This window comes from Pseudomonas sp. BF-B-26 (genome assembly GCF_019956495.1).
Classification (GTDB): domain Bacteria; phylum Pseudomonadota; class Gammaproteobacteria; order Pseudomonadales; family Pseudomonadaceae; genus Aquipseudomonas.
Genome location: NZ_JAHBDP010000070.1, coordinates 37,684 through 63,529, shown reverse-complemented (window position 1 = coordinate 63,529; position 25,846 = coordinate 37,684). Strand labels below are relative to the sequence as shown.

Below are 25,846 nucleotides of genomic sequence, written 5' to 3'. Positions count from 1 at the left end.
AGTCACGGCGGAGGGGGTGGAAACGATCGAGCAACTTCAGGCCTTGCAGGATGCCCGGTGCGATGAGGTTCAAGGGTATTTCTTGAGCCGGCCTATGGATGCGCAGGCGATTGGACACCTGATTGGCGTCCACGCGAAGCATTCAGGGCTGCGAACGCTGGCCGAAAGCGCTTTCACTGAAAGTTGACACGTCAGCGGCGCACGCTTTACTGCACCAGTTGCTCGACCAACGCTGGCGTCACGTAGTGCGGCCCGTCGAACAGGTAGAGCGGATATCCATCATAGGCCGCCAGTTGCGGTTTGAGCTCGGCAGCGGTCGCAGAGCGGAAGCCGCCGCCAAAGTTGGGGCGGAAGGCTTCGACGATGATCCGCACACGATCTTTGCCCAGGCGCTGGCTCAGGGCGTCGGCGTAGGTTCGCGCGACCGGGGCAGTGCGGGCGTACACGCCGACACCGTCCTGGAAGAACACGCCGATGTCATCCGGCAGCCATTGCTTGAGCCATTCGGCGGTGGCGACGGGGCCGATATTGGCACCGTCATAAACGCTGATCCACAACGGTCGCGGCAGCTTGGCCAGCAGCGCGGGCAGTTCTTTGGCACGGGTCCAGCTGGGGTCGACTTCAGCCGGGAAATACCAGCCGGTCACGTGTAACGGCGTAGGCAATTTGGCGATCCGTTCCGAGACGGCGGCCAGCTGTTCGATGTTGTCCCGTGAGCGGTTCTCGCTGAAATAACCCGCCAGTCCCAGGATCACATCCTGCGCCCAGGGTGCCTTGGCGATGCGCGCCCAATCGGGCAGCACCGGTACGGCGGGCAGGCCAGTACCGGGAACGAAGGCCTGATCGTCGACAACGGTCCATTGCACCAGCAGCTCACGCGCTCCCAGTTTTTCCCAGTGTCCGCTGATACCGACGGTCTTGTTGTCCGGCTGCCAGACGATGCCGACAATCCCCGGGGCCAGAGCCTTGGTTTTCGTCACGTAGAGCATGCTGGTGCCTGCGCCGACGATGACGGCAAACAACAGAGCCAAAACGGTCGCGCGACTGGCGGTGTAGCCGAAAATGTTCACGGAAGTGCCTTTTGGAGACGTTGATGCCATTGGTTCAGTGAGGTGACGCCTTTGGCGTTCCAGTTGGCTGCCGCATCAGGGCCAAGGTGGAACTGGCCCTCGTTGAATTGCCAGACGATCACTTGCGGCTTGTGTTCGGCAAAATCCGACGACTCCAGGTATTGCAGCAGCGTAGCCCACGGACCGACGTCGCCGGGGTTCCAGGTCAATGCGACGGGACGGTCCAAGGCATTTGAGAGCTTCTGCGTAAACCCCAGGTAAGGCTGGACAAAGCTGTTGCCGATCACTTGGACCGGTGCCGGCGCATCGTCGATCAGCAAGTCGTTTTCGGCCTGATGGCGAACGGTGTAGATGTCGCGACCAATCGCTTTGCGCTTGATCGCCGGCAGAAAATTACTGGCCAGATCGCCGAACGCGCGTCTGTCGAACCATTGGCCCAGCGCCGCGCCACCACCGGGGTCACCTTGCAGGCGATAGCGCTCGGTAATCAGTTGCGCCGTGGCGTCTGCGGTGTTTTCGGCGCTCCAGGCTGTCCAGTGATAGTCGGCGCGGTAAAACGCGGTCTGTTTGCCTTGCTCGGTCCGGTGCAGGATTGGCTTGATGTTCAGCGTGGTCAGACCTGCTTGGGTCAAGTCGTTTTGCAGGTGGTCATAACGCTGCATCACGGCCACGCTCAAGGGTTGATCGACGGGCAAGCGCTGAGCATAAAACGGCGCTTTCATCGGCACCACCAGCACGACCAGCCCAATGTGTTGGCGTTGAAGTTGCTGCTGGAGTTCCCTGACCAGGGCAATGCTGCGGGCAGTACCGCTGTTGTCGACCTTGCTCAGGCTTTCCCAGGCCGGGAATAACCAGCCATCGTTGCCGGTGATCACCGCCGAGGCTGCTTGAACGCCGGTGCCTGACAGGCTCGACAGCAGGCCCGCGATCATGGCGGGCATCGACAATCGACGGATAAAACGTTCGGGTCTGGAATGAAGGTTCATGGGGCGGTCTGGTCGACAAGGCCAATCAGCCGTGGAGCCTGGCGGGAGCCGATCAGGAACAGGCTATAACGATCCCCGGCCTTGAAGGGCGCCAGCTTCAACGGCAGGCTCGCATTCTCATTGCAGCTGGCAACCAGCGTCGCCTGCACCGGGTTGATCGTGCGCTGGGCTTGTCCGTTGAACGGCAGCTGGTTGAACACAGGAGCACCGTTGGCGAGTTTGACCTCGGCCTTGTCGCAACCGTTGGCCAGGTTGTAGACATTGAGTTCGGCGCGCAGGTCTTTACCGCGCAGCGGCGGGTCGATGACCAGGCGTGGCGCCCGTGCCGGGTCGCTGTCGAGAATCAGCGTGACCCACGCACTTTTTGGTGCGCTGAGGCCTTTTATCTCGCGACCATTGACGGTCACGTGCAAAGGCTGTCGCGAGTCCACGACCTGAAAGGGACTGGCCACTGCGGTCTGTGCGGCAAGGGCAAAACCCGGGCCTTGGCCCACCTGGACCTGCATGGCGGTATCACCGGGATTGACCACTCTCACCCAGGCGGAACCCTCGGGCAGTTTTGGCGCATACAGCTGGGCGATTTCAGGGGCGGCCTGTGCCCACATCGGGACCAGGCCAAGACCTAGCCACAAACACATTCGAACGTTCATGCAAGTCCTCAATAGGAATAAGTCAGGCGAGCGAACACGCCTTCAGCGCGGTCATCACCCAGCACCTTCACGCGGTACTGCAAAGAAAAGTCCACATAGGAGCGGGGGGCGTTGTACGCATCTTCGCGGAACCAGTATCGGACGTTGTTACCGATACCAACGCCGCCGGCCTTGCCCGATGATGAGTCCGTGCTGCCGTCGGTGTCCGTCTTGCTGTTCATCTTGGAGTCGTAGTCGAACGCGGCCACGACGTGGGGGAAACTCACCCAGCGCGAGCCTGTGCCGCCGATGGCGTAGCTGCGACCCACCTGCCATTCGCTGTTGAAGTAGTCACGCGAGTCGTTGACGTAATGACCGGCTTCAGCGAACAACTGCGAGGTCCACCAGCTGGAGGCATCCACCCGCAGATCGGTGCCGATGCTTGAGCCGTAGCCCAGACGCACCAGCCAGTCACCGTCGACGTCCGACGATCCCAAGGGGAATGTACGCTCGACGGCGGCCATCACGTTCAGCGATGTGAAGGGTTTGATCCGGACACCCACGGCACCTTGCAGCGCATCGAAACCGGTATCCGAATCGCCGTTCTTGCTCCACAGCGTGTCGGTGATGCGTCCGTAGAGTTCGACAAAACGTGCGTTGCGATAGCCCAAGGGACGCCAGGAAAGCTCGGTGCTGTTTTGCATGCTGTCATTGCTGTTGCTGCCGCTACTCGGGGCTGAGCTCAGGCCACTGCTCGAACTGTTGCCGCGATAACTGGTGGTGTTGGTCAATCCCCAAGTGCGCGACACATCGGCCACTGCGCGACGGGTGTCGAACAGCTGCTGCGGGGACATGTCGAGTTCACCGGCATTTTTTGCGTCGATGACTCGCTTGAAGTAGGTGACGGCTTGTTCGTCGTCATTGACCCGCATGGCGGTGTACGCCGCATCCTGCGTTGCTGTCGGCGTGAGTCGGGTGTCGGCATCGGCCTTGCGGAAGGACGTGTGGGCACCGTCATCGTCGCCGGCCTGGACCGACAAATAAGCGATCTGCAGGTCGCTCATCGATTCCAGCTCGCCCGTGTCCCGCGCTTGTTGCAACCGTTCGCGCGCGGTTCGGCGCTGGCCGATGGCGGCATACAGACTGGCTTCTTCGTAGGCGGGAAGGCTGGCCAGTGCCAGTGCCTGGGTAAAGTCCCTGCGCGCCCCGGCATCGTCACCCGATTGCTGACGCAGACGGCCGCGCTGGGCGAGCAGACGAGCGTCATCGCCCGTGAACTTGAGACCTTCGCTGGCTGCCGCGATGGCTTCGGGCACACGTTTCTGATCACTCAAGGCGCTGACCAGCAGTCGGCGGTACGCCGGATTTTGTGGTGCGCGGACAATGGCTTCGTTCGCCAGGGTAACCGCCGAAGCGGCGTCTTTTCGGGCCAGGGCCGCGTAGGCTTGGCCGGCCATGTCGGTTCCGCCATCACGCTGGTTGCCCGGCCAGATATCACAGACCAGGCCGAAAGCCGTTTCCTGACAGTTCAAGGCCGGAGCAGGGAAGTGGGCAATAACGTTCGCACCGTTGTTTTTCTGCCGCAACGCCAAGCGGGCATTGGTGCGTCGGCGGGCCACTTCACCGCCTTCATCGTCGGCCAATGGCTGCAGATGATCGAGCGCTTGCTGAGGCTCGCCGTGGGCCAGTGCGGCATCGGCGGCGAAGAAGCGAATGTCGCGGTTTTCCGCTTCCAGCAAACCATCGATGGCCAGGGCGTGATTCAGGTCAGCCTGGGCGGCCTGGGTTTTACCCTGACGATCACGGGCGTAGCTGCGCAGAATCCACGGAGCGATTTCCCCATCGTCTTGCACCAAAGCGCCTGACGCGGCCTGTTCGGCCCCTGGATAATCCTTGGCCGCGAGCAGGGAACTGATCAGCAGTTGCTGATTGGCGCCGATTTCCGGAGCCCAGGCGACGGCTTTTCTGGCCTGGTCCACGGCCAGGGACACCTGGCCTTGCTCCAGGGCACGATAACCCTCAACCGCCAGCGGAGCGGCCAATTGACGACGAATCGCTTCGCGACGCATCAGCAAGGTATCGTCATCCGGGAACACCACAAGCGCCTGGGTGGTGGCTTGATCCGCTTCTTGCAAGTGCTGCTGGCGCTGCAAGGACTCGATCAGCAGCAATCGGTAATCCATGCGTTTGGGCGCTTGGGCGATGGCTTTGCGTGAGGCCTGGGCAGCCGTGCCGAAGTCATCGCGATCGTAGGCCTTGAACGCCTGGGCCGCGGCGCCGAAGCCTGGGGCCTGACGCGATTGGGGGTAGCGTTTGGGATGATCACGCAGTTCCTTGTCGCGCTGAGCCAGCACAATCAAGGTGTTCAAACGGGTGATGTCTGCCCGCTGACGCAAGGCTTCGCGGGCCTTGGCGATGGCCAGGTCGTAATCTTTGCGCGCGTAGGCGCTGTAGGCCTCGTTGGCGGTGACATAGGCCGGGCCGGTCAATGGCAGCGGCAACGTCTCGGCAAGAGCAAGCCCAGGTAACAGGCTTAGCCCCGTGGCCATGAGCGACAGGAAGGGGCGTTTCATGCCGGAAGCTCCTCAGGGTAGTGGCTGTGCTGACGCGCCACGGCCTTTTCGATGGTGGAGCGGGGCAGCACGCCGCTGTCGACCAGATAGTCGCCGATGCGTCCGTGACGCTGCGGGCGGTACTGCAACATGGCGCGATTGAATACGTCGCGATCCAGCAGGCCCATTTCGATCAATAAGTCACCCAGCAGTGGCGCGCGGGCATCAGGCACGGACTGGCCTTCGCGCACGTTCAGTTGACGTAACTGCGCGACGATTTCGCTTTCCCGGGCAATCAGCTGCACCGGTTCGCTGCCCAGTGCCTCGCTGACTTGTTGCAGACCTTCGGCCGGCAACGGGCTGGCCACAGCAAGTTGTGCTCGGCCGTCGGCATTCAAGCCGACCGGCACCACGCGCCAGCGCAGAGCGAATTCATCGTCCAGGGTAGGGGTCGACGCCTGTGCCTTGTTGGCCACATCGAACACCCGCGGCAGATCGTTCTGGAAGGCGATGGCTTCCGCCAGTGTCTCGTCGTCCAGCCAGCCATTGCTGAGCAAGATCCGTCCCAATGGCATGTGCCGGGTTTTCTGTTCGTGGAGAGCGCTTTGCAGGTCGGTTTCGTTGATAGCCTGCCAGGACAGCAATACGCTGCCCAACTTGCGCGGTGCGAAGGCAACCAGGTCAGTGGACGGGAAGTCGTGCATGGTCTTGTCCCACACCAGTTTGCGGTTCATTACCTTGCCGACGATGAACATGCGCCAGGCGCGTGATGCAGCCATGAAGTTGACAAAGTTGCCCACCACCATGCGCGGGATGGACAGCAATCCATGCTGCCAGCCGTACAACACGGTGGTGAAATAGCAGCGGTGCGCGATACGCCAGGCCAGCGCGATACCGTTCGCCAGCAGCAGGTATTTGATGAAGCCGTTGGTTTCAAACGGCGTCGGGAAACTCACATCCCACAGGCCACTCTGGCGCAGGATGACCAGGCCCAGCAGCTGCACCAGAATCACGTAGGCGATGATGCTGACGAACGCCGTCACCACGCCCTTGCGGTCACGAAACAGCAGATACCGATTGGCCAGCGAACCGTTCCAGCCCATTTGCTCCCAGCCTTGCAGGCCGATGCCCAGCGTCCAGCGGGCTTTCTGGCGGAATGCGGTACGGAATGTGTCGGGAAAGAATTCCCGCACGCACAACGGCATCTTCAGGGTCGACTCGTAAGGTTTGCGAAACCAGGATTTACGCAGCACGCGAAACTGCACCGGAAAGCGCACAAAGATCGCGTTCATGCCGACCTTGGCCAGGCGTGCGCCGACGTCATAGTCCTCGGTGAGGCTGTCCGTGTTGAACGGCTGGTTCTGGGTTTCCCCGGCCAGCACTCGCAGGGCACGGTGGGAGAAACAGGTGCCAACCCCGGCAGACGGCACCGTGTCGGTCATGCTTTCACGCACGACCAAATCCTTGCCATGCCATTCGGCGAATTCGTCCATGTAGGTGCCCGCCACCCATTCGTACCAGTTGCGTTCCAGCGAAACCACGGGCAGCTGAATCATGTCCTTGCGCGGCAGCAAGTAATTGAACAACCGCAATTCCAGCGGGTGCAGTACGTCCTCGCTGTCGTGCAATACGACGCCGGCGAAGGTCATGCCGTGGGTTTTCTCATGCAGGAAGATCGCCTGGATCACCCAGTTCAGGCAGTCGGCCTTGCAGGTCGGCCCGGCATGCGGGACTTCCACGCGATGCAGCTGCTTGTAGCGCCGACGCATGCGTTCCACTTCATCGATGGTGCGCTGGTCATTGATGTAGGTGCCGACGAAGACCACATAGTTCTGGTAATCCAGGGTCGACACCATGTTCTCGATCATCGGTGCGATGACGTCATATTCCAGCCAGGCCGGGACCATGATCGCCAACGGCTGTTCATCCCGGGCCATCAGTTGCTCGGCGGTCAGCGGCCGGTATTTGCGATCCACGGTGAACTTGCGAAACAGGCGGCGAGACCAGTACCACAGGTCAATGAACAAATCGTCCAGGCTGGAGATCAGGATCAGCACCGCGATCACGATGGTCGAGATTTCCAGGAAGCTGTAGTAGTGGGCCAGCCAATAGGGCCAATAAAGCGACGTCATCGGAAGGTTCCGTTACTGGCGATTGCGACGGGCGTTACGGCCGGCCAGCAACAGGATGAGGGCCAACAGGATTCCACCCGGAATCAGCCACAACAACGACGGCTTGCGCCAGGCGTCCAGGCCCTTGGGTTCTTCGTTGTCGATCAGTTGGCTGCCACTCGGGTCCTGAGTGTCGAAGGTGGTCAGTGCACCGTTGTCACCGAGGATGGCCACGTCGCCGCGGGTCAGCAGAATCTGCCTGGCAAAGCGGGGCGCGTCATTGCCCAGGGCGCGATAGACCAGACCGTGCTGGCCGCCGGCATCCACCACTTGCAACGAGGCCAGGTGGTTGAGGGGATGCACGTCCAGCAGCACCTGATCCTTGTGATTGATGCGCAGGCGACCCTGCTCATCGACCTGCACCGACTCTTTGCTGTCCTTGATCGGCAGCTCGAAGGCGAGGAAGGCTTTGTCCGGTGCGACCAAGGCTTTCGGGTCGGCACTGACGTTCAGTTGCGCCCGCAGCGGCGAAACACCGGCGGCGTCAGCCACCGAAATCACGTGTGGCAAGCTGCTCGCTGGATGCTCGAGGTAGGCCTGTGGCACGAGGATTTGCGCGTCCATGGCAAAGCGCGCGGCCATGCCGGAGAAGTCATCACCCAGGGCCGTTTTATCCAGCACGATGTGGCTGGTCGGCAGCACCGAGACCGGAAAGGCCTGTGGCGTTTCCAGGCAACGATCACTGACCGGCTGGCGCTGGAACGACACGCGCAAAACGTTCTTCGAACCCAAGGCGTAACGAGGGATTCGTGCTTCGATGCGTTGCTGTTCACCGTTGGCCACGAGCTGTTGCGCGCCAATCAGGTAATCGTTGAGAAACAGCGAGGCCACCGGCGCGGTGTCCGAGGCACCGGGTGCGGCAGACACATCGACTACCGCCTTCACCGGCAGACGACCGTCGTAAGCCACGCTGCCAAGAGGGAACGAAGTGCTCCAGTCGGATTTGGCCAGCACGTCAATGGCGCCGGGGTTACCACCCAGGCGCGACAAGGCCACACGACCGTCGGCGCTCAAGGGCATTTGTGCTTCGCTGACGGTCAATTCGCGGCTGCGTGCCAGTGCGTTCCAGGCCGTGCTGAACAGGGCCAGCGCCTTACCGGTTGCTTGCGGCGCGATCATCAGCACCGGGCGGGTGCCCAGCAATGCCAGGCGCACGTTGTCAGTGCCGGTGGCGGCCAGACCTGCATTGATATGCCGCTCACGCCATTGCGTGAAGGCGTTGGCGGCTGTGGCGTCGAGGCCTTGAACCTGGCTCTGCAGCGCATCCAGCGATTCGTTGACGGCTTTGAGCAGTTGCGGGTCGTTGATTGCCAGATCCGCCTGGACGTTCGGCGTTTGCCCCAACATCAACAGCGCACCGATTTGCGCCGGGTTGGCCAGAACGAGCGGGCCTTTGCCATTGAGGCTGGCGAACGCTGGAATAGCCAGCAGTTCGGCCGGGATGCGCAGGCTGGTCAGGTCGACTGTGTCCTGTACGGCGGGGAAGGGCAGAACGCGGCTGTGCTTGCCAATCCGCTCCAGTGCGACACCGAGACGCCAGGCCGCATCGTAGCTGTCGGCGGACAAGGTGCCCGGCGCGACCATGATTCCCGGCTTGCCGGGCAATGCCGTCCAGGCGGCGCCGACGTCCTGTAACTGGCTGGCGTCGTAGCTGTAATTGAGGCGGGTGTCCGGTTCGATACGCAATACATTGCCGATCGCGCGTTCGTCTTCGCACAGCACACGGGACACGATTGACGACCAGGCAACTCCGAGGCGCAACGAGCCGTTTTCGCGCGCATTCTTATCCACGCCGAGCGTGGCGCTGGCGTCACCCTGGGGTTCGCTGAGCCCTTGCGCGCGCACCGGATAACCGTCCAGCGACAACAGCAGCGTGTTGCGACCGCCTTCGCCATTGAGGTAGCTGGCGTCGAAATTCAGTGTGGCATCCGTCAGCGGCACGCCCGCCGGCACGGGCAGATACAGCTCGCGTCGGGCGTCGGTGGAGCCGAGGATGATCGGTGCATCGATCCCCAGATCGCTCAAGCGGATCTCACGCTCTTGTCGCGTGTCGGCGTTGAGTCGGTTGATCGCCTGGGTGAGCGGGCTGTCCGCGGCCAGGGCGAAAGTCGGCATGAGCGCGAGCAGGCTCACGCCACAGGCGAGGGCGCTGAGCGTGCCCGTATGGATGGCAACGGAAGACTTCATTCAGGTAGATCTCGAGCTGATAAGGGGAGGAGCGGTTTGGTTTATAAAGATGTGAAAGCCGGGAGACTTTTCTCGGGTACAGCTAGCCCTGACGGCTGGTGCTGGAACTTGGGCAACCGCACCCCAGTTACGACGAAATCATCGACCGGGCGCCCCATCAGGGCATCGACGATGCGCGCACTGGCCTTGCCATCGCCGTAAGGGTTGGCCGCCTGGGAGCATCGGCGCCACAGCAGGTCGTCATCGAACAGTGCATTGACGCCAGCGATGATCGAGTCCGGCGAGGTGCCGACCAGCCGAACGGTGCCCGCGGCGACAGCTTCGGGGCGTTCAGTCACATCGCGCATGACCAGCACCGGTTTGCCCAGCGACGGCGCTTCTTCCTGCACGCCACCGGAGTCGGTAAGGATCACATGCGCACGTTGCATCAGGCGCACGAAGGCCAGGTAGTCCAGCGGCTTGATCAGGTGCACGTTGGGCAAATCGCCCAGCTGCTCGGTGACCGGGCCCATGACATTGGGGTTCAAGTGCACCGGATAGACGATCTGGATATCCGTGCGTCGGGCCAGATGGCTCAGGGCCTTGCAGATATCCAGGAAGCCTTCGCCGAAGTTTTCCCGGCGATGCCCGGTCACCAGCAGAACCTTGCGGCCGGCTTGCAGGAACGAGAACTGTTGGTCCAGGCTTGCCCGCAGGTCAGCGTCTTGCTCAATGCGCCGCGCCGTCATCTGCAAAGCGTCAATCACCGTATTGCCGGTCACGAAAGCGCGACCTTGAAGACGTTCGTCGAGCAGGTTCTGGCGTGATTCGTGGGTCGGTGCAAACAGCATGTCCGCACTGAGGTCGATGCAGCGGCGGTTCATTTCTTCCGGCCATGGGCTGTAGATATCGCCGGTTCGCAGTCCAGCTTCGACGTGACCAACCGGGATGCGTCGATGGAACGCAGCCATTGAGGCAACCATGGCCGAAGTGGTGTCGCCGTGTACCAGCACCCGGTCCGGGCGGGTCATTTCCAGCACGGGGTCAATCGCCCCGTAAAGCGCCGCGGTCAACGAGTTGAGCGATTGGTGCGGCGTCATCACATCGAGGGTGTAATCGGCCTTGAGGTCGAACAGATCCAGCACCTGCTTAAGCATGCTTTGATGTTGGCCGGTGATGCATATCTGCGAATGAATGCCTGGTTCCGCAGCGAGGGCTTTGACTAAAGGCGCCATCTTGATGGCTTCTGGACGGGTACCAAAGATCGAAAGGATTTTAATCCTTGAATGATGGCGAGCGATGATGTCTTCCTTGCGCAGTTTTAGTGCGCAGCACAACAACGGCCCAAGTTTTATTGAACTTTAGCGCGCCATCGTTATTTGAATTGAGTAAAGACCGGGATAATCAGCGTGAGATCAGATGTTCACTTCATGTGAGGTGGTGCGCTGCCCAAGAACCCGGAACCGGCCGGATTATTAGCATTGATAGCGAATCTTTCAAAGCGTTATATGTGTAATTCGTTTTAATGATTAACGGTTGAAACTTTTATGTTTGTGATCGGTCTTGTTTAGTTTTTCCATGATTTCAAGAAGGTTTTTCTGATTATCACTATTAATTTAACTCATTGTTTTTTATGACTATTATTTATTTTATCCCCGCTCGTCAACTTTAATGAATTATTCATTCATTATAACGGTCGCGATCAATGCGCTTGCGGTCTGGCTTTCTAGCGTGAGGGTTATGATAGTCACTGAACTGACGCCTGTATATTGTCATGATGCAATAAGTGTTATTTCGGACTAATAAATGAACTTTCCCTCTGCCTTCAATTATTGATAAGCCCTGCGCCTATATTGGTCAGGCAGATAACTCGAAGAAGGGGGTCTTTGAGACAGGCATCTTGTACCGGGATTGCGCATGTGGCGCCGGGGCGAGGATGCCGGTTACCTCGGCGCAAGAGTAGATTGGGTATTCCCAACCACCGGAGGATGCGCAAGCAAGTCTGGTCCTGCTCTGGGGGGGGGAGGGCAATAAAAGCATTTCAGCCTGCCGGCAGGCAGCATATGGAGCTGCTAGTGTTAAGTCCGCATTCCGTCAAAGTCTCTGCAGTCGGGTAGGTGTGAGCCGCAGTTTTGTTCGTGACCAAGCCCTGCACCTGCCGCTGTTGGTCGTTGGCAGCGGTGTAATCCAAGATCTCCCTGATCCATCGAATGGCACTAATCGAGGAAAAAATCATGGCGAAGGTACTGGTTCTCTATTACTCAATGTACGGTCACCTCGAAACGATGGCTGGCGCAGTGGCCGAAGGCGCACGATCCGTCCCCGGCACCGACGTGACGCTCAAGCGTGTCGCCGAAACCATCCCGGCTGAACAGGCAGCAGCCATCGGCGTCAAACTTGACCAGAAGGCTCCGGTGGCGACACCTGACGAGCTGGGCAATTACGATGCCATCATCTTTGGTACACCGACGCGCTTTGGCAATATGGCGGGACAGATGCGCACGTTTCTCGACCAGACCGGCGGACTGTGGATGAGCGGCGCGCTGGTCGGGAAAATCGGCAGTGTCTTTGCGTCGACCGGCACCCAGCACGGTGGTCAGGAAACCACTATTACGTCGTTCCACAGCACACTCCTGCATCAGGGGATGGTCATCGTGGGTGTGCCTTACACCTGCGCAGGGCTGACCAACATGAGCGAGATCACCGGCGGTACGCCCTATGGCGCGACCACCCTGGCAGGCGCCGACGGTAAACGGCAACCGTCACAAAACGAACTGGATATTGCGCGTTTCCAAGGCAAACACGTCGCTGAGCTTGCAAAAAAGATCGCGGGTTAACGCAGCACGTCAATGGGCACATGCTGCAGGACAGGGGTCCAGCTTCGCTGGCCTGCGTAATGCCGGGGCGGAGTTCACCACCGCGCTGCCGATGCTCGCGGTTGGCCTGGCGATTTCATTGAAGAAGACGTAAGCGTTTCTGGATTCAGCGGAGCGACGCTCTAACGAGGTCGCTCCTAATCCCGTCAGTCAAACTGACTTATTCGGCTTTTGCCTGATGGGGGGAAGGTTCGGTGGAGCAATCGCCATTGGCACTCCGCCATATTGGAATGACCTGGGTGATGTCAGCAATAGCTGCAAATCAGGTTAGAGTGTTCATCAATGTCTGTTCATAAGGGCCCTCCACTCGATTCGCATAGTCGCGCCAAGCGGTTTCAGCGAACGAACCGGGCAAAAAAAACCGTATATCAATCGTTATGTGAAGAATGAATCCTCCGCTGTTTATTTCTCTAGATGGGCCCAAGGGAGCCGGCAAAACCACACTGTTGGAGGCCGTTACGAAAGCACTGAGGGCAGACAACAAAAAGGTGATCCGACTTTGCGAGAAAAAAAGCGATCCCTACAGGGGTGAAACAATGACCCTCGTTAACAAACTCGTCAGAAATCCCACCCGGGATTTGGAGTTGGAGGTTTGTGAGCGTTTTGCTGATAGCCGTACCTGGATTTCCCAGCACGTGCTGGCTAAACAGCCACCAGGCAGCATCATCTTGATCGATCGCTGGTACCCGTCTGATGCCGCGTTTCGCCGGATAGTCCCGTTTGCTGAGATTCTACAGTTGAACATTGATCGGAACGTGCGAGTGCCAGACCTGCATGTCGGGGTTGTCACTAATCCTGAAATTTCATGGGCAAGGGCAGCAGCACGACGGCGTGGGTTGAGCAGTACGGTGATCCATAAGCTGGAAGAACATGTCGCATGTACCCAAGCGTTCGAGCAAGCGATTGCAGATCACGACTGGGTTTTATGCCGAAATGAAGGAACGATCGAAGACGCAACGATGCAGGTGGTTTCTGAGATCTATAGAGTCCTTTGATGCGCCACAGCGGTAGCGGGCTGACGCTTTGATCTGGGTGCCTGTCATCGATTGCTGGAGATGTAATGCCTAGAGGAAAGCGGACAGGACCTATGCGCAGCTATAGAGCAATACATGATTTAACATAATATACATTACACGTAACAAGATATTTCAAGATTAGCCCGGTTACGCACAGATTTTGAAGCAATCAATTCACCTCAGCCTCATTTGCCCTGTCACCGTCGGGATTTCCGGACACTACCGAACCCTACATCCCTACAGCCCTTGAACCCCTTAGCTTGCAGCGCTGAGGCAAGAGGAATGGATGGCTGTAATCCGACGAATTACGGACACTTTAGCTACTCTACATTTTATGTAACTCATTGAGTTTCAATGATTTCATTTTCGAATGACTGTTTGAATATTTTTAACCAATTCTTCGGCATTCTGGACACTTCTGGATTTTCAGAATTAGCCGCCTCACGCCGGGAATCTAGGGAATCCGCGGTCTACATTAAGATTTGCGCATTTCTGGACAATATCCAGCGAGTGCGTCGCGGGGCCTATTCGGGACACAAACCTCGAAATCGCAGCCTGAGGCTGTACCGGGAACGCGTACGACAGATCCCATACAGCGGTTGCACTGACATGCTGCAGCCCAAGAATGCCAAGGGCTGTGGGTAAATGGTTGCCCTTCGAGAGCTATTTCCGAGTACTCAGGCACGCCCGACCTAGGAAAGGGCCTAAGGATGCCTTTTCCTTTAAATCGGTAAAATTCAAGACAAAATCAGAAACCCTGGCTTCCTCACACGCAAATTCAAGCCCGTTTCTCTAGGCTCCAGCTAATTTGCAAAAATCTGGACAAAAAACGAAAAGCGAGAAGTGAAAATAAAGCGGACACTTTCGCAGCGAACGAGGACTATAAGGAAATCAGCATCAATTGTGTGCAGTAGATATTTAATAAGTATCCGACTCAAGCCACGTCAATTTTGAATTAAATGTGCGCAAGTGATTGGGGCGTCAATACATAAAAAATATGCCTCCCCTAAAAAACAAATTGGCAATATATGATTAATTAATTTCTCTAATCTCTGTTAAGGCAAGTTTAAAAACTGTCAACCTCGTCGAAGATATTTTTTTCTTGAGGTGCTGTTGCAGGACAAAAATTCAGGCGCTAGGATTATTTCTTCCTTGCATCCTCTTGTCCGCTCCGCCGGGGGAGTCGCAAACTTCCAGTAACTGTCAGAACTGGAAGTCCTTACATTCGCTCACATTGGTGATACAAAATGACTCTTGAACCAAAACCGTTATTTGAAACTTTTGAATCCTTCTTGGATCAGGACTTTTCAAACGAAGGTTCATCTATCAACTTTGTAAAAAACTTTGTAAGCAGTTTCGATTGCGATCTAGACGCAGTTGTTGGCTATCAAACTGTACGCTCTTTTTTACGAGTCTATGAAAGTAGCGAGCAAACATTCAACTCGTATAGGACTCACGTTGAACGATTGCTTCTGTGGGCTTTGATTGTAAGAAAAAAATCAATCTTCCAGCTTAAGAGGCAAGACGCCGAAGCCTATTTGAAATTTTGCCGAAATCCACCTTCAGAGTGGATTGGCTATGTGACACGTGGTCGCTTCATCACCAACAAGGATGCTGAGACCGCTGTTGAGTTTCCGGAAGTACCAAATCCTAACTGGAAACCTTTTAGCCAAAAGCAGCCGAAAGATAACCGGCAGGCCGACACTATCCCAGCCTACGCGGCATCGAAAGGAACCATGAGCCAGATCTTTTCCGTTTGCAGTTCCTTCTACGAGTCTCTAGCGGAGGATGGCCTGGTTAGCCTCAACCCATTTAGATTGGTTAAAAACAGGCAGGATTACACGGGCAACCTCGCAGGAGATGGCTTAAACCGGGCACTGACTCCTCTGCAGTGGGACTATGTCATTGAAACAGCAGAGGCTATGGCAAAAGCTGAGCCATCGCGACATGAACGCACCCTCTTCATATTGGCCACACTTTTCGCGATGTATCTCCGCATCTCTGATCTTGTTGGCCGTGCCAACTGGGAACCCTGCATGGGAGACTTTCGCCAGGATCCGGAGGGAAACTGGTGGTATCACGTCATCGGCAAAGGAAACAAGGTTGGGAAAATTGCGGTTCGGGACGAGTACATCGATCAGCATCTGAAACGCTACCGTGTATTCTTGGGATTGCCCGAGTTGCCTGCAGAAAACGAACGAACTCCTCTGCTGACGACACTGAATGGCAGGTCGGGTCTTTCTGGACGGCAAGTGCGTACCCTCGTCCAATCTGTCTTCGACAATGCGCTGGCCAAAATGAAATCAGAAGATCGTGAGGCGTACGAGATGAACAGCTTGCGATCGGCGTCAGCCCATTGGCTTAGACACACCTCTGCGACCTTCGATGCGCCCTTTCGCAAAGCCAAGGATCTGCAACTGGATCTTCGCCACAGTAACCTTAGTACTACGCAAGACACTTATTACCACTCTCACGACCAAGAGCGAATGCACTCTATTAAGCGTTTGGGGATGAAAGAGAGAGGATGACCGAGTCAGAAAGTGATTCTCTCTTTGAAAAAAAACGCTGATTACCTGCTCTGAGAACTTTAGACTTATACGATACAGACGAGGCATTAATTATCATACCACATACGACTTTTTCACTTACTGAGCCACTATGTATATCTTATTGTCTGCTGCTTTTGAATGACTTTTCCGTTAGCTACCTCTCAGAAGTTTTTTCTGTATTCAGAAGCTGATGCGTGGCGTGGTTAGGATCTAGCAAGCCTGCCCTACTCTTTACGGGGTTATTTCTAGTAAGCCTTTTTAGCTCAACTAAATAGTCATTTAGTTGAGCTAGCTATACTATTTTGCCCGTGGGCTGAATCTCTGCATCAGCCACACGACTTCATTTGGAACGCTATCTTGCCTTGGCATTGCTCCTCCTCAGCGACTGCTGGGATACGTGGTTTAGGCAACACTCCTCTTATTAGGCTTACGTGCAGCAAATCGTTAGATGACTTGTTGTGCAATATTGCTAGCTCCCAGAAGCTCCTGGCCCCCTCATACCAAAATCCTGAAAGCTCATCCTGTGGGCGTGGCTCTCCGAGCTCGGCTGTCGTGAATCAAGCCGCCCGCAAGGCGTCCGTCTTGACACTGCGGTTTTCCATCCTCACGCCTGCGCGCTCCGCTTGCCTGTTCCTGCGTGGTGGTCATAGCTTGGAGCTCTCAACGAAGTCGGCGCTCGATACGAGCCCCCTGCTCGAGGCTTCAGGCTCTGAAATCTCTTGCGAAATTAACGCTACGCACAGCGTTGAATCCGCTTCGCAGCAGCCTCCGCGTATTCATCGATACCCAACGGGCCACTGGAAAATGACCTTTCGCTCTGCCATGAGATCATTTCCCTCATGAGCGCCCTGCTCCTTTCAATTACGGCACCCACACCGGCAGTTTGGAGTTACCAGGTTTGTCGATGATGATCGCTAGGCTTTGCTTTGCCCGCGTAGCTGCAACATAAAAGGCGGCCGCCGGCGTTGACTCCAGGTAAGTTTGCTTCTGAATGAATGCCTTGATCGGCGCGGTTGGTACTATCAGCACGCGCTCGAATGTGGCGCCTTTCGATACCTTGAAATTCATGAAGTCCAACGCGAATTCCTTGCCAGAAGCTATGGTGCCGCGCAGGCACTGAGGACGGTACCGCTCGACGTATTGGTCGACATGTTTTGAGTGCACCAAGTACACGCCATCATGTTCAGACACCACGTGGTTCTCAGATGTGGTTTCTGGGAAGCCCCATGACGCATCAAATATGGTGTCAGAGAAAGTCGCAATCTCAGTTCGGCAGCGGTAAGTCTTGGTCGCGTAGTCAATGCTCAGCAGACCTCCTTTTTCGCGAACAAGAAACCACTCCAGTGCACCTGCATACCCATACTGTTTGTTTTTCTGTCCTCTGGGGTTAGTCGAGAGTACCGCTTGGCGAACGTCACCAACCATGCGGATGTCGATCCTAGACTCAAGCAACTCATGGACGATTTCCCAGTCATAGCTACTGAGATCTTGCACCTCGTCGATCATGATCTCGTCGTAAAGACATTCCAGTCTGCGTATCAACGCGGGGGTGGCCGCCATCAGCTCCCGAGCGAGACGGCCGAGTTCGCATGCGTAGATCTGGTTACTACCGTCCATAAACCTTTGCCTGTCCTTCGCGAACATGCTGGGACGGCCGTCGAAGTTGAAGCCCCCTACCCTCTCCCCTGGGAATTTGAATGGCAGGAACGGTTTTGCAAAGTGGCGAAGCAAGAATGTGTACCAGCCCAGAACTTCGATGTTGTGGCGATCGCCGGCTTGGGAGCCGAGGCGATGGATCAGTTCCTGCTGATTGGTCTGAGTGAACGTGACAACGAGCACACGCCGTTCGGTAGGTAGCGCTTTGCAGTGATCGACCAGTCCTTGAGTTTTCCTACCACCAGCGACAGCCAAGGTCAGTAGATTAGGCATTGTGGATGAACTCCGCCGCAGCCTTCATGTAGGCAGGTGGGCTGAGCACCTCATCCGACTCAGCCAGTCGAATTGCCCCTTCTGTTTTCTCGCGCGCCATCCAGGTCAATAGGGTTGCTGCCGCAGTGATGCCAAGCATCTTGCGCAACTGAGGCTCGCCGTTCGCTGTAATAAGCTGGGGTTCGAGCGTGGTGCCGTCAGCGACGGTGCCGATGAACAGCTCTCTGCGCCTCACGTCCAGCCACTTTAGAACCGGAGTACGTAGGTCGATTGGGTCAACGCCATCGTTGTCGCGCATCACAGCTACAGGCTTGTTGATCGCGGCGCAAAGCTCAAGGCATCGCGCTAGGGCCAGCCCACGCATACTGATGACATCTATCCCGTGGGCCATCGGGCGTACGCCGAAACAATCCTTATAGACGCGTTCGAAGATGATTTCGTCGGACGGCCCTTCGACCAAGACAACCTTTTTCGCCAGCACTAGGCGGAGGGTGTCGTAGCCAGGCAGTCTTTGGAAATAGCTCACTGTCTCTGGATGAAGTTCTGTGATTTTGGACGCGCTGTTGCGGTGAAGAAGTAGCAATGCGTCGAGGCCGAGCCGGTTCAACACGTATGTGCTGTGAGTCGAAATGAAGAGCTGCTGCTCTTCCGTCGCCAGATTTTCGATGCGATTGAGTAGAGTGGTAAGACTCGTGTGAGATAGATGATTTTCGGGCTCCTCAATCATCACGATGTTCGCCTTCGAGGAATGGCGCTTCATCGCGAGTGAGATCTTGATTGCAGCCTGTTGGCCCTGGCCAGCCATCGCAAATGGCAGGCCGTCGACATGTGGAGTGACCACGCTTTCCCAAGATGTGCGGGATGTCTGATCCATCGCCAACGCCATGGGCTCTTCCTGGAGCGCTGCGCTTAGACCCGAAAGTCGCTTGTTCACAGGCGCTAAGGCGCCATCTGTCATGGACGCTTTGATATTGCGGTAGTCCAGCGAAATCTCTGCTTTCTCGGATGACTCCAAGTGGTCGCTAAGGATCTGGCGGAGATGGTAATCAACGCCAGCGGCGGATTTGACCGTGCGAGAATCGATGGTGGCCACGGAGAGCGCCCGCGGCCGACGTGTGAGTTCGCTATCAGCGAACGATCGCCATTCGTAGGTGTAGTACTCAACTGGGAGTAGCGGTGAAGGATTTTTGAGCCATTCATCCAGCTCGTCCTTGTACTCCTCGTTGGGGAAAATGGAGAGAAAGACACCAGGACAAGCGTTCGTTGGAACGTCGGCATTCACTGCGCCCAGCAGCCCCTGTAGTTCATCCGTGTCTTGCAAATAGAGCTCGATGAGAATCTGCGGGAGCGCCGGCTTCATTCCAGTTCTTCTTAGGGTCAGAAACTCGGTGACCACCTCGGTGTTAAACCAGTGAGGGTTCAGCTCCTCCAGGATCCCCTTGCCACCGATCCGCCCGTTGAGCGCCAATGAGATGGCCTCCATTAAGGTGGACTTCCCGGCGTCGTTGTCTCCGACCAGGATGTTCATACCCGGGTTGGGCTTCAGCAGGAAATCTTTGTAGATGCGGTACCCACGGATGCGGATTTTGGTGATCACGTTCGACTTCCTTGGCGAGTTGGTACTATATGGCGCTTTGATGGGCGGGTTGCCTGATGCTATAAGCGAAGCGGTACGTTGTCGACTCCGTCATTTTCTGCTGTACACCCCTTCTTTCGCTGCTCCGCCAGACATGGCAGCCCATCAAGGAAAAGGCGAATGACCAGTATCGAGAAGGATTTGGCAGACATCAGAAGGTTGACCAGGATCTCTCTCCCGGAAAGTGGTAACTACTTGTTCCGCCTGGGAGTCGCAGTCTGTGGCTTCACTTCTGTCACAGCTTCAAATTCAAGCTAATGCTGAGCGATCAACCGCCTCGGAGATGTTGCGACGCCTGGATGTCTTGAGCGACTCGATAATGGAGCCCCTTTGAGTGAATGCCATATCGACTTGCAGCAGCTTGCTGAACTACCGCAAGAGTCTCACCAGATAGGCTGTTGGCTCATCCGCGACACCGATATCCCGATCCTTGGAAGATCCGTTTTCTGTAGTACTGGCCCCCTGTGCGCGCGTCCAATAAGATTTTATCGGTACGACTGGACAGGCCTTTTACCTCTCGGAAGCTCTATTTCCTGTAGCAGGCATATCACTCGACCCATAGCCCGTCTATGATCGGCTGATCTCAAAATGCCTGCATGGGGTGGTTCATCATGGACGAGCAACTCGGACGCTTACACGCTACAGCCTGCTTTAACTCAGCCTCCACGTTTAACGAGCCAACGCTGCGTAGCAAAGAGTATGCAAACGCGGCGCTCACCGAGTTTGTCAAACTTCAGCGTGAGCAGCCCGAGATTCTGAGCACGCTCCTCAAAGGGGGAAATCAGGGCGCCAAACGGTTGAACACCGACCCTTACCAAGGGCTTCGTGAGGTTATCCAGAACGCTGATGATCTGAATGCCACCTCCGTGCAGTTTGCTGTGCAGACCGTCCAGGGCAACAAACAGTTGGTCATCGTTCACAACGGATTGCCTGTTGAGTTGCCCCACGTGCTGCCGATGATCTACCCATTCTATTCCACCAAGCAGAAATCGGCGGAGTTGAAGGGACGGTTTGGCATCGGCCTAAAGACCCTCACCCAACTGGGCGAAAATCTTACAGTCCACAGCGCGCCCTTCCATTTCGGCTCACGCGATGACCATGTGGCAATGGTGGAAGAAGCCGTTCCTATTGACGATTTTTACGACCCCCACGCCAACCAGACAATGGTCAGCGTCGATCTCTATCCGGACTATGACCTTGATTCCCTGGAGGCTTGGTTTGATGAATGGGCCCCCAGCGACCTGATCTTCCTGGACAACGTACGCGCCATTACCTTACTCGACTTGGACAAGCGCGTTTCACTAAAGCATTTGGCGATCCAGCAGACTCAACCCAGTTGCCACTTTAACCTGACGTTAGCCAAGCACCAGAGCCGTGTCACCCACTCGACCTTCTTGGTGGACAACGCTCTTTGGGAGCGCTTCGTTTGTGAAGTAAAGGTTCCAGCCGGGAAAGCACGCGCTGCAAAAGCGACAGGCGATTACACCCCAATAGGTATTGCGATGCCGGTAGAGGGTAATGCTCGAGGACGGCTCCATGTAGCGCTGCCCACCAAGATTCACACCAATGCTGCATTCTCCCTGGACGCTCAGTTCGACCCGTCTACTTCCCGAGAGGACATGATCCATGGCGGTTGGAATCAGTGGCTGACGGAAGCGTCGGGGCAGTTTCTCGGTGAGCTGGCCATCCACTTGGCGCAGCAACGCAATACGCTGGCTTGGTTAGCAGTCCCAGTTGGGGCCAAGACAGACAGCAGTTCCGAATGGCTCAACAAATTGTTCAGTGAACAATGGGCCAAAGCGATAGATGCCTTCAAAGCTTGCTCGACCCTGATCGATGGTCGCTACGCTTTGAGCCAGATTTCGTACTGCGACGTGTCGATCGACGGGATGCTTACGGAAGCCGACCACCTCGCGGTGAGCGGGAGGCCAATGCTGCCCGAGTGGATGCGAGATGATAGCGGGCGTTGGCGGGTGGTTTTGGAAGCCCTATCTGTCTCACATGCGTTAGAGCTCGGGGATGTATTCGAACACTGTGACCACGATGGATTCGAGGGAAAGCCTCCAGCATGGTTCTTGGACATGGCCATGAGGTGTCTCGATCTGGATGATGACTATCCGCTGCTCGACACCAAATGGGTGCCGCTTGCAAGCGGCCAGCGAACCGAGGCTAGATGCGACGACGAAGCCGATTCCTGGCTAACAGGCCAGCCTCCCTCGATTGACCTCGCCGCTCGCCATCAGCTGACGCATGTTGTCCACCCTCTTCTGCTCTCTACGCCTTATGTACCACTTGTTGAATGGTTATCAGAGAGCGCCAACTTCAAGACAGAGGTAGCCGCGCAGGATGTCCTTGAGGCATTCGCCAGACGCTTCGCGGAAGACCCTATCGCAGTAGACAAACAAGATCTTCTGGATCTGCGTGATCTGTTTGAGCACGTCGACACAAAGAACACCGACTTGGGCCGTGAGGTTGGAGCGGCCCTGCTAATTGACGCGTTTAACTATGTCGCGCTCGAGGATGGTCGAATAACGACAACGAAGGTGCTTGCCTCGCCCACCAGCTTGTACCTTCCGGCATCCATCGCCGACTCGCAAGACGCCTGGTCGAAAGCAGCAGGCAATACGCCGGAGCTGCTTTGGGCATCGGCGAACTATGCCGAGATTTTTAAAATCAGCAGAGCAGACCAACGAACCACTCAAAGTGAGGTTGTTACCACAAGTCGGAAGCGAGGCGTGAAGCGTTTTCTCTCATTGCTCGGCGCTGAGATTTCACCTCGCCTTGTCGAGGCCAACACCGACTCCGCGCACATTGTGCTTCCCTCTCAGTTTGCAGCTCGCCGCTACCTGGGCCGAGCACGCGGAGGGTTACGACGAGATTTCGTCTCGCCCGATCTTGATGCCGTCATCCGTAACATTCGACAGAGCCCGCCCCTGCCGGTATCGCGCAAGGGTCGAAAATCTCGTACGACCTTGGGAGCTTCCGCCCCCTCAGCGGTTGAGAGAGCGATAGCGGTGTTCCGATGTATAGATAGCGACTGGGCCTCCTTCGAACCCTACAGCAGAACCTTTGCCTACCGAGAAAGTGGCAGAAGCGATAGCTCACCGGTACCTACCACGTGGCTCGCGAGGTTAATTGACAATGCGTGGTATCCGAACTATGTAGGTACACCTTGTAAACCTACCAGCCTCATTGTCGAGACGAAGGTCACGCTCGCGATGTACGACCATCACACGGATTTCGCCAGCGGCTTGACAGAAGCAGACGCCAACAGCGAATTTGCTCGCGCGCTGGGGATGCGTGTTAATCCGCCCGTTTCACAGCTAGTGGCGGCCCTTGAGCGTGCTCGGCAAACGTCGTCATCTGACGACCTCAGTCTAATGAGGTTATACAAGGCTCTGGCTGGCCATTGCCCCCAAAGCACCTCTGCCGTTGCTCCTGAAACGATGATCGGCGACATGCAAGCCTTGAGTTTGCGTGGAAAATTCGGCATTGCGCGATCGTACAAAGGGCTCATTGCCCCGTGCGTTACCACTTCCAAAGGCAGCAAGGAATGGTTCAGTATGCGAGCTGTCTTTGCCGGCAAAGACATCTTTCATGGCAGGCAACCTTTCGTTCTGTATGACCGCAGCCTCACCCCTTTGTGGAACGCGCTGGGCATCAGTCAGCCTGACTTGAAAAGCTGTATAAGAGAGCTGGAGTGCCTAGCTAAAACAGCGTATGAGCCTGAGCACGATGCATTGTTGCTCGACATCTATAGGCACATGGATAGGCATCTGGACAAGGCGACTGCCGCGGATCGACGAAGCCTGAGCCTCCTGCCTTTGCGCTCAGGCGGTACCTGGACGACGAAGCGCCCACTGTATTATTCGCACTACTCAAGTCTCAAGTCCGACAAGATCGCCTTGTGGGTGCCACCCTGCGCGGCTGACACCATTCCCCGATTCGTTAACGCCGCAGGTCTGGAGAGGCTTCCATTCGCTGCAGCCGCTCCTGTGAGAACGAACGCGACTACCGACGAGCTGCACTTTTGTTTTCACACCGCACTTCGCATGCTCAAGGCTGACCTTGCGAGAAATGATGAACGCTCGTACAAGGCAATGGAGCCATGGACTCGGCTCGACAACGCCAGCATAAATCTGCATCTGCCGGGACAGCTGATCGTCAATGCAGCACCCAGAGGTTTGCGGCAAATCCCAATGCAGCTTCACGCCTACTCCGATCTACCTGCTCTTTCTGTGCATTTCGATGACGAGAAATTTATCGGTAGGAGCGAGTATGGCGGCATCGCCATTGCAGGTCTGGGCGATGGCACGTGTACTCGAGAAATCGCACTCGCATGGGTGTCCGCCTGGGCTACCAGCGAAGACTGCGAGTACATCCCAGACATCAGTCTCGCTACTGAAACGGTGGAAACCAGTCTTGATGCGTTGATCGCCGAACAGGAACGATTGGGTGGAAGTAATCGCAAACGAGTAATCAAGCGAGATGCTGGGGCGACGGTCAGCGCAGACAATCCTGAACGTACCGTCCAGACACGCAAGCTGAAAGAGCTGCCTCCTGAGTTCCAGTTTACTGTTGAGGTAGTCGACGGAAGCGATCTGACTTTTAAGGGGCCGCAGCCGCGCAAGACTGGCCCGCTAATAAACCAGCCGCTCACGCCTAAGCGGTCATCTTCGAACTCTGTGCCGGAAAGCGCATACAAGCAATATTCTTCCGCAGAATTGCAGCGCAAGGCTTGGGCTTACCTCGAAGCTTCGCTGCAGCGGGATGATGTTGTTCTGGTCGACCTGCAGGCCTACCGAGGGATCGGCGCCGACGGAGCTCTGGATAAGGCCACGTTCATTGAGATGAAGTCATTCGCCCGCGGTGCCCCGGCGGAAATAACTCTCACTGAGACCGAGTTCCGCCGTGCAGAAGAGAGCAAAACTAAATTCTATTTAGTGATCATTTCGGGGTTGGAAGAGGGATATGAGACTGAGCTGCGCATCTACATCAATCCCACCAAAACCCTTCCATGGACGCCCAAAGGTCAGGTATCGATAGGTGGATTGGCCAAAGGGGCTGCATTAGTGCTGAAGGAAGCACTGGACTGATCGAGGTGAGGGGTATCATAACTCCCTCAACCTCTTCCGATTCGTCGATATGCCGATGGGACGGGCAGTCCAGTCGTTGATACATTCTGATGGCGCCATCCAGCTTCAAAATCGGAGCTAGATGGCAAAAGGAATCAACCTTTTCCATGAGCATTTGGGATAGGCGCTCATGTGCGAGTCGCCAAGCTAACGCGCCATCATCATTGCTACGTGGAATTCCGGTGATCTGATCCATGCTTCATCTCCTAGGGGTGGGTCGAAGGCTTTGTGCGCCCTGGAAATTGCTGATCCTCTACATCTGAGGAGGCATAGCCACCCTCCTCCAGGCCTGGTTCATCAATCTCAGCCTGCCGCAATTGCTCATTCTCTTTCTGAAGCGACGCTACCAGCGCCACGGTCTCTTGCTCACGCAGATCGGCTATAGCTGTTGCCCTGTGGAATGCCTTGACCTCCTCGCGCAAAGCTGAAATCTGCTCCATGAGGTGCTCAGCCACCCCAACGGACTTGGCCTCACCCTGGCGTAGGGTCTCAATTTGAGTGTTGAGAGACTGAACCAAGGACTCCTGAGTATGCAGAGCTTTAGTTTGCTGCCTGACCTCACCGAGCAGGCGTTCATTGTCACGATTCAGTCGCGTCAAATCGTCCTGTTTCACGGCGATGGTCTCCCGCAGCTTGCGCTGCTCAACTTGCATCTCATGCAGTTGAGACTCGTGCTTGCGTTGATCCTGATCTCGCTGTTCCTTCGCCGCCTCCCGATAGTGCTCGAGCGCTCCAGCGCCTGGACGTGCTTTTCCTCCAGCGATTGGATGTGCTTGTCCTTTTCAGCAACCAGAGACTCAAGGTCGGTACAGCGCTGACTGAGGCCCGCGTTACGGGTGAGCTCAGTCTGGAGTGAGGACTGGGTGGTCGCAAGTTCAGTGTTCTGCGTCTCTATCGCGGCCTGTTGGGTGGCCGAATTACGTTGGGCGGAAGCCAACTCCGATCTGAGCTCGATGATCTGGTTTTCGAGCGCGGCCCGCTGCAGGTCAAAAGCTGCGGTCGCCTGGGAGATTACTTCCTGGCCCTCCTCCATAAGCTGATCCAGCAGCGTTTGCACCATGCCGTTGAGTGTGTCGCCCATACGTACACGTGCTGCTGCCAGCATGAAGGAACTACGTTCCAGACGCCGGC

General features: G+C 56.6%; 16 protein-coding genes. 5 read left to right on the top strand and 11 right to left on the bottom strand.

Annotation, left to right across the window (positions count from 1 at the left end):
- Positions 1-16 precede the first annotated feature (16 nt).
- Complete coding sequence (locus KGB03_RS13950) at positions 17-187, top strand: hypothetical protein (RefSeq protein ID WP_317851230.1); 171 nt, start codon at positions 17-19, stop codon at positions 185-187.
- A gap of 19 nt (positions 188-206) precedes the next feature.
- Here the strand turns inward: KGB03_RS13950 and KGB03_RS13945 are convergent, their stop codons facing one another.
- From KGB03_RS13945 to wecB, 7 genes are all read right to left on the bottom strand, one after another.
- Complete coding sequence (locus KGB03_RS13945) at positions 207-989, bottom strand: hypothetical protein (protein ID WP_411740312.1); 783 nt, start codon at positions 987-989, stop codon at positions 207-209.
- A gap of 77 nt (positions 990-1,066) precedes the next feature.
- Positions 1,067-2,056 carry an alginate O-acetyltransferase AlgX-related protein gene (locus KGB03_RS13940; RefSeq protein WP_223527305.1) on the bottom strand — a complete coding sequence of 330 codons (990 nt, stop codon included), beginning with the start codon at positions 2,054-2,056 and terminating at the stop codon, positions 1,067-1,069.
- The gene (locus tag KGB03_RS13935) at positions 2,053-2,706 is read right to left on the bottom strand and encodes an alginate O-acetyltransferase AlgF (protein ID WP_111451660.1); all 654 of its coding nucleotides are present in this window, start codon (positions 2,704-2,706) and stop codon (positions 2,053-2,055) included. The genes KGB03_RS13940 and KGB03_RS13935 overlap by 4 nt, the downstream gene beginning before the upstream one ends.
- A gap of 8 nt (positions 2,707-2,714) precedes the next feature.
- Positions 2,715-5,258 carry a bacteriophage N4 adsorption protein A gene (locus KGB03_RS13930; RefSeq protein WP_223527304.1) on the bottom strand — a complete coding sequence of 848 codons (2,544 nt, stop codon included), beginning with the start codon at positions 5,256-5,258 and terminating at the stop codon, positions 2,715-2,717.
- The gene (locus tag KGB03_RS13925; protein WP_223527303.1) at positions 5,255-7,369 is read right to left on the bottom strand and encodes a glycosyl transferase family protein; all 2,115 of its coding nucleotides are present in this window, start codon (positions 7,367-7,369) and stop codon (positions 5,255-5,257) included. The genes KGB03_RS13930 and KGB03_RS13925 overlap by 4 nt, the downstream gene beginning before the upstream one ends.
- A gap of 12 nt (positions 7,370-7,381) precedes the next feature.
- A complete protein-coding gene (locus KGB03_RS13920) occupies positions 7,382-9,595 on the bottom strand; it encodes a hypothetical protein (RefSeq protein ID WP_223527302.1) in 2,214 nt (737 codons plus the stop codon).
- Between the two features lie 41 nt (positions 9,596-9,636).
- Positions 9,637-10,875, bottom strand: a complete 1,239-nt coding sequence (wecB, locus tag KGB03_RS13915; RefSeq protein WP_218535353.1) for a non-hydrolyzing UDP-N-acetylglucosamine 2-epimerase — start codon at positions 10,873-10,875, stop codon at positions 9,637-9,639.
- A 933-nt stretch (positions 10,876-11,808) separates the two neighbouring features.
- Between wecB and wrbA the strand changes: the two genes are divergently transcribed.
- The 3 genes from wrbA (at position 11,809) to KGB03_RS13900 (ending at position 15,994) form a co-directional block, all read left to right on the top strand.
- Positions 11,809-12,411 (top strand): NAD(P)H:quinone oxidoreductase, encoded by a 603-nt coding sequence (wrbA, locus tag KGB03_RS13910; protein ID WP_008155417.1) that lies wholly within the window; start codon positions 11,809-11,811, stop codon positions 12,409-12,411.
- A gap of 425 nt (positions 12,412-12,836) precedes the next feature.
- The gene (locus tag KGB03_RS13905) at positions 12,837-13,445 is read left to right on the top strand and encodes a dTMP kinase (protein ID WP_223527301.1); all 609 of its coding nucleotides are present in this window, start codon (positions 12,837-12,839) and stop codon (positions 13,443-13,445) included.
- A gap of 1,268 nt (positions 13,446-14,713) precedes the next feature.
- Positions 14,714-15,994, top strand: a complete 1,281-nt coding sequence (locus tag KGB03_RS13900) for a tyrosine-type recombinase/integrase (protein ID WP_223527300.1) — start codon at positions 14,714-14,716, stop codon at positions 15,992-15,994.
- Between the two features lie 882 nt (positions 15,995-16,876).
- Here KGB03_RS13900 and KGB03_RS13895 read toward each other — a convergent pair.
- Positions 16,877-17,944, bottom strand: a complete 1,068-nt coding sequence (locus KGB03_RS13895; protein ID WP_223527299.1) for a UvrD-helicase domain-containing protein — start codon at positions 17,942-17,944, stop codon at positions 16,877-16,879.
- Positions 17,937-19,541, bottom strand: a complete 1,605-nt coding sequence (locus KGB03_RS13890; RefSeq protein WP_008072238.1) for an ATP-dependent nuclease — start codon at positions 19,539-19,541, stop codon at positions 17,937-17,939. The genes KGB03_RS13895 and KGB03_RS13890 overlap by 8 nt, the downstream gene beginning before the upstream one ends.
- A gap of 650 nt (positions 19,542-20,191) precedes the next feature.
- Here KGB03_RS13890 and KGB03_RS13885 point away from each other — a divergent pair.
- Positions 20,192-24,676, top strand: coding sequence for a sacsin N-terminal ATP-binding-like domain-containing protein (locus KGB03_RS13885; protein WP_223527298.1), 4,485 nt, complete (start codon positions 20,192-20,194; stop codon positions 24,674-24,676).
- A gap of 245 nt (positions 24,677-24,921) precedes the next feature.
- Here the strand turns inward: KGB03_RS13885 and KGB03_RS13880 are convergent, their stop codons facing one another.
- Positions 24,922-25,329, bottom strand: a complete 408-nt coding sequence (locus KGB03_RS13880) for a hypothetical protein (RefSeq protein ID WP_223527297.1) — start codon at positions 25,327-25,329, stop codon at positions 24,922-24,924.
- Complete coding sequence (locus KGB03_RS13875) at positions 25,326-25,820, bottom strand: hypothetical protein (protein WP_223527296.1); 495 nt, start codon at positions 25,818-25,820, stop codon at positions 25,326-25,328. The genes KGB03_RS13880 and KGB03_RS13875 overlap by 4 nt, the downstream gene beginning before the upstream one ends.
- Between the last annotated feature and the right edge of the window lie 26 nt (positions 25,821-25,846).

What these genes read in the sequence shown, in the direction of transcription:
- KGB03_RS13885 (WP_223527298.1), top strand. Translation starts at nt 20,192, where the DNA reads ATGGACGAGCAACTCGGACGCTTACACGCTACAGCCTGCTTTAACTCA.
- KGB03_RS13925 (WP_223527303.1), bottom strand. Translation starts at nt 7,369, where the DNA reads ATGACGTCGCTTTATTGGCCCTATTGGCTGGCCCACTACTACAGCTTC.
- KGB03_RS13900 (WP_223527300.1), top strand. Translation starts at nt 14,714, where the DNA reads ATGACTCTTGAACCAAAACCGTTATTTGAAACTTTTGAATCCTTCTTG.
- KGB03_RS13945 (WP_411740312.1), bottom strand. Translation starts at nt 989, where the DNA reads ATGCTCTACGTGACGAAAACCAAGGCTCTGGCCCCGGGGATTGTCGGC.
- KGB03_RS13895 (WP_223527299.1), bottom strand. Translation starts at nt 17,944, where the DNA reads ATGCCTAATCTACTGACCTTGGCTGTCGCTGGTGGTAGGAAAACTCAA.
- KGB03_RS13940 (WP_223527305.1), bottom strand. Translation starts at nt 2,056, where the DNA reads ATGAACCTTCATTCCAGACCCGAACGTTTTATCCGTCGATTGTCGATG.
- KGB03_RS13875 (WP_223527296.1), bottom strand. Translation starts at nt 25,820, where the DNA reads ATGCTGGCAGCAGCACGTGTACGTATGGGCGACACACTCAACGGCATG.
- KGB03_RS13920 (WP_223527302.1), bottom strand. Translation starts at nt 9,595, where the DNA reads ATGAAGTCTTCCGTTGCCATCCATACGGGCACGCTCAGCGCCCTCGCC.
- wrbA (WP_008155417.1), top strand. Translation starts at nt 11,809, where the DNA reads ATGGCGAAGGTACTGGTTCTCTATTACTCAATGTACGGTCACCTCGAA.
- KGB03_RS13935 (WP_111451660.1), bottom strand. Translation starts at nt 2,706, where the DNA reads ATGAACGTTCGAATGTGTTTGTGGCTAGGTCTTGGCCTGGTCCCGATG.
- KGB03_RS13930 (WP_223527304.1), bottom strand. Translation starts at nt 5,258, where the DNA reads ATGAAACGCCCCTTCCTGTCGCTCATGGCCACGGGGCTAAGCCTGTTA.
- KGB03_RS13905 (WP_223527301.1), top strand. Translation starts at nt 12,837, where the DNA reads ATGAATCCTCCGCTGTTTATTTCTCTAGATGGGCCCAAGGGAGCCGGC.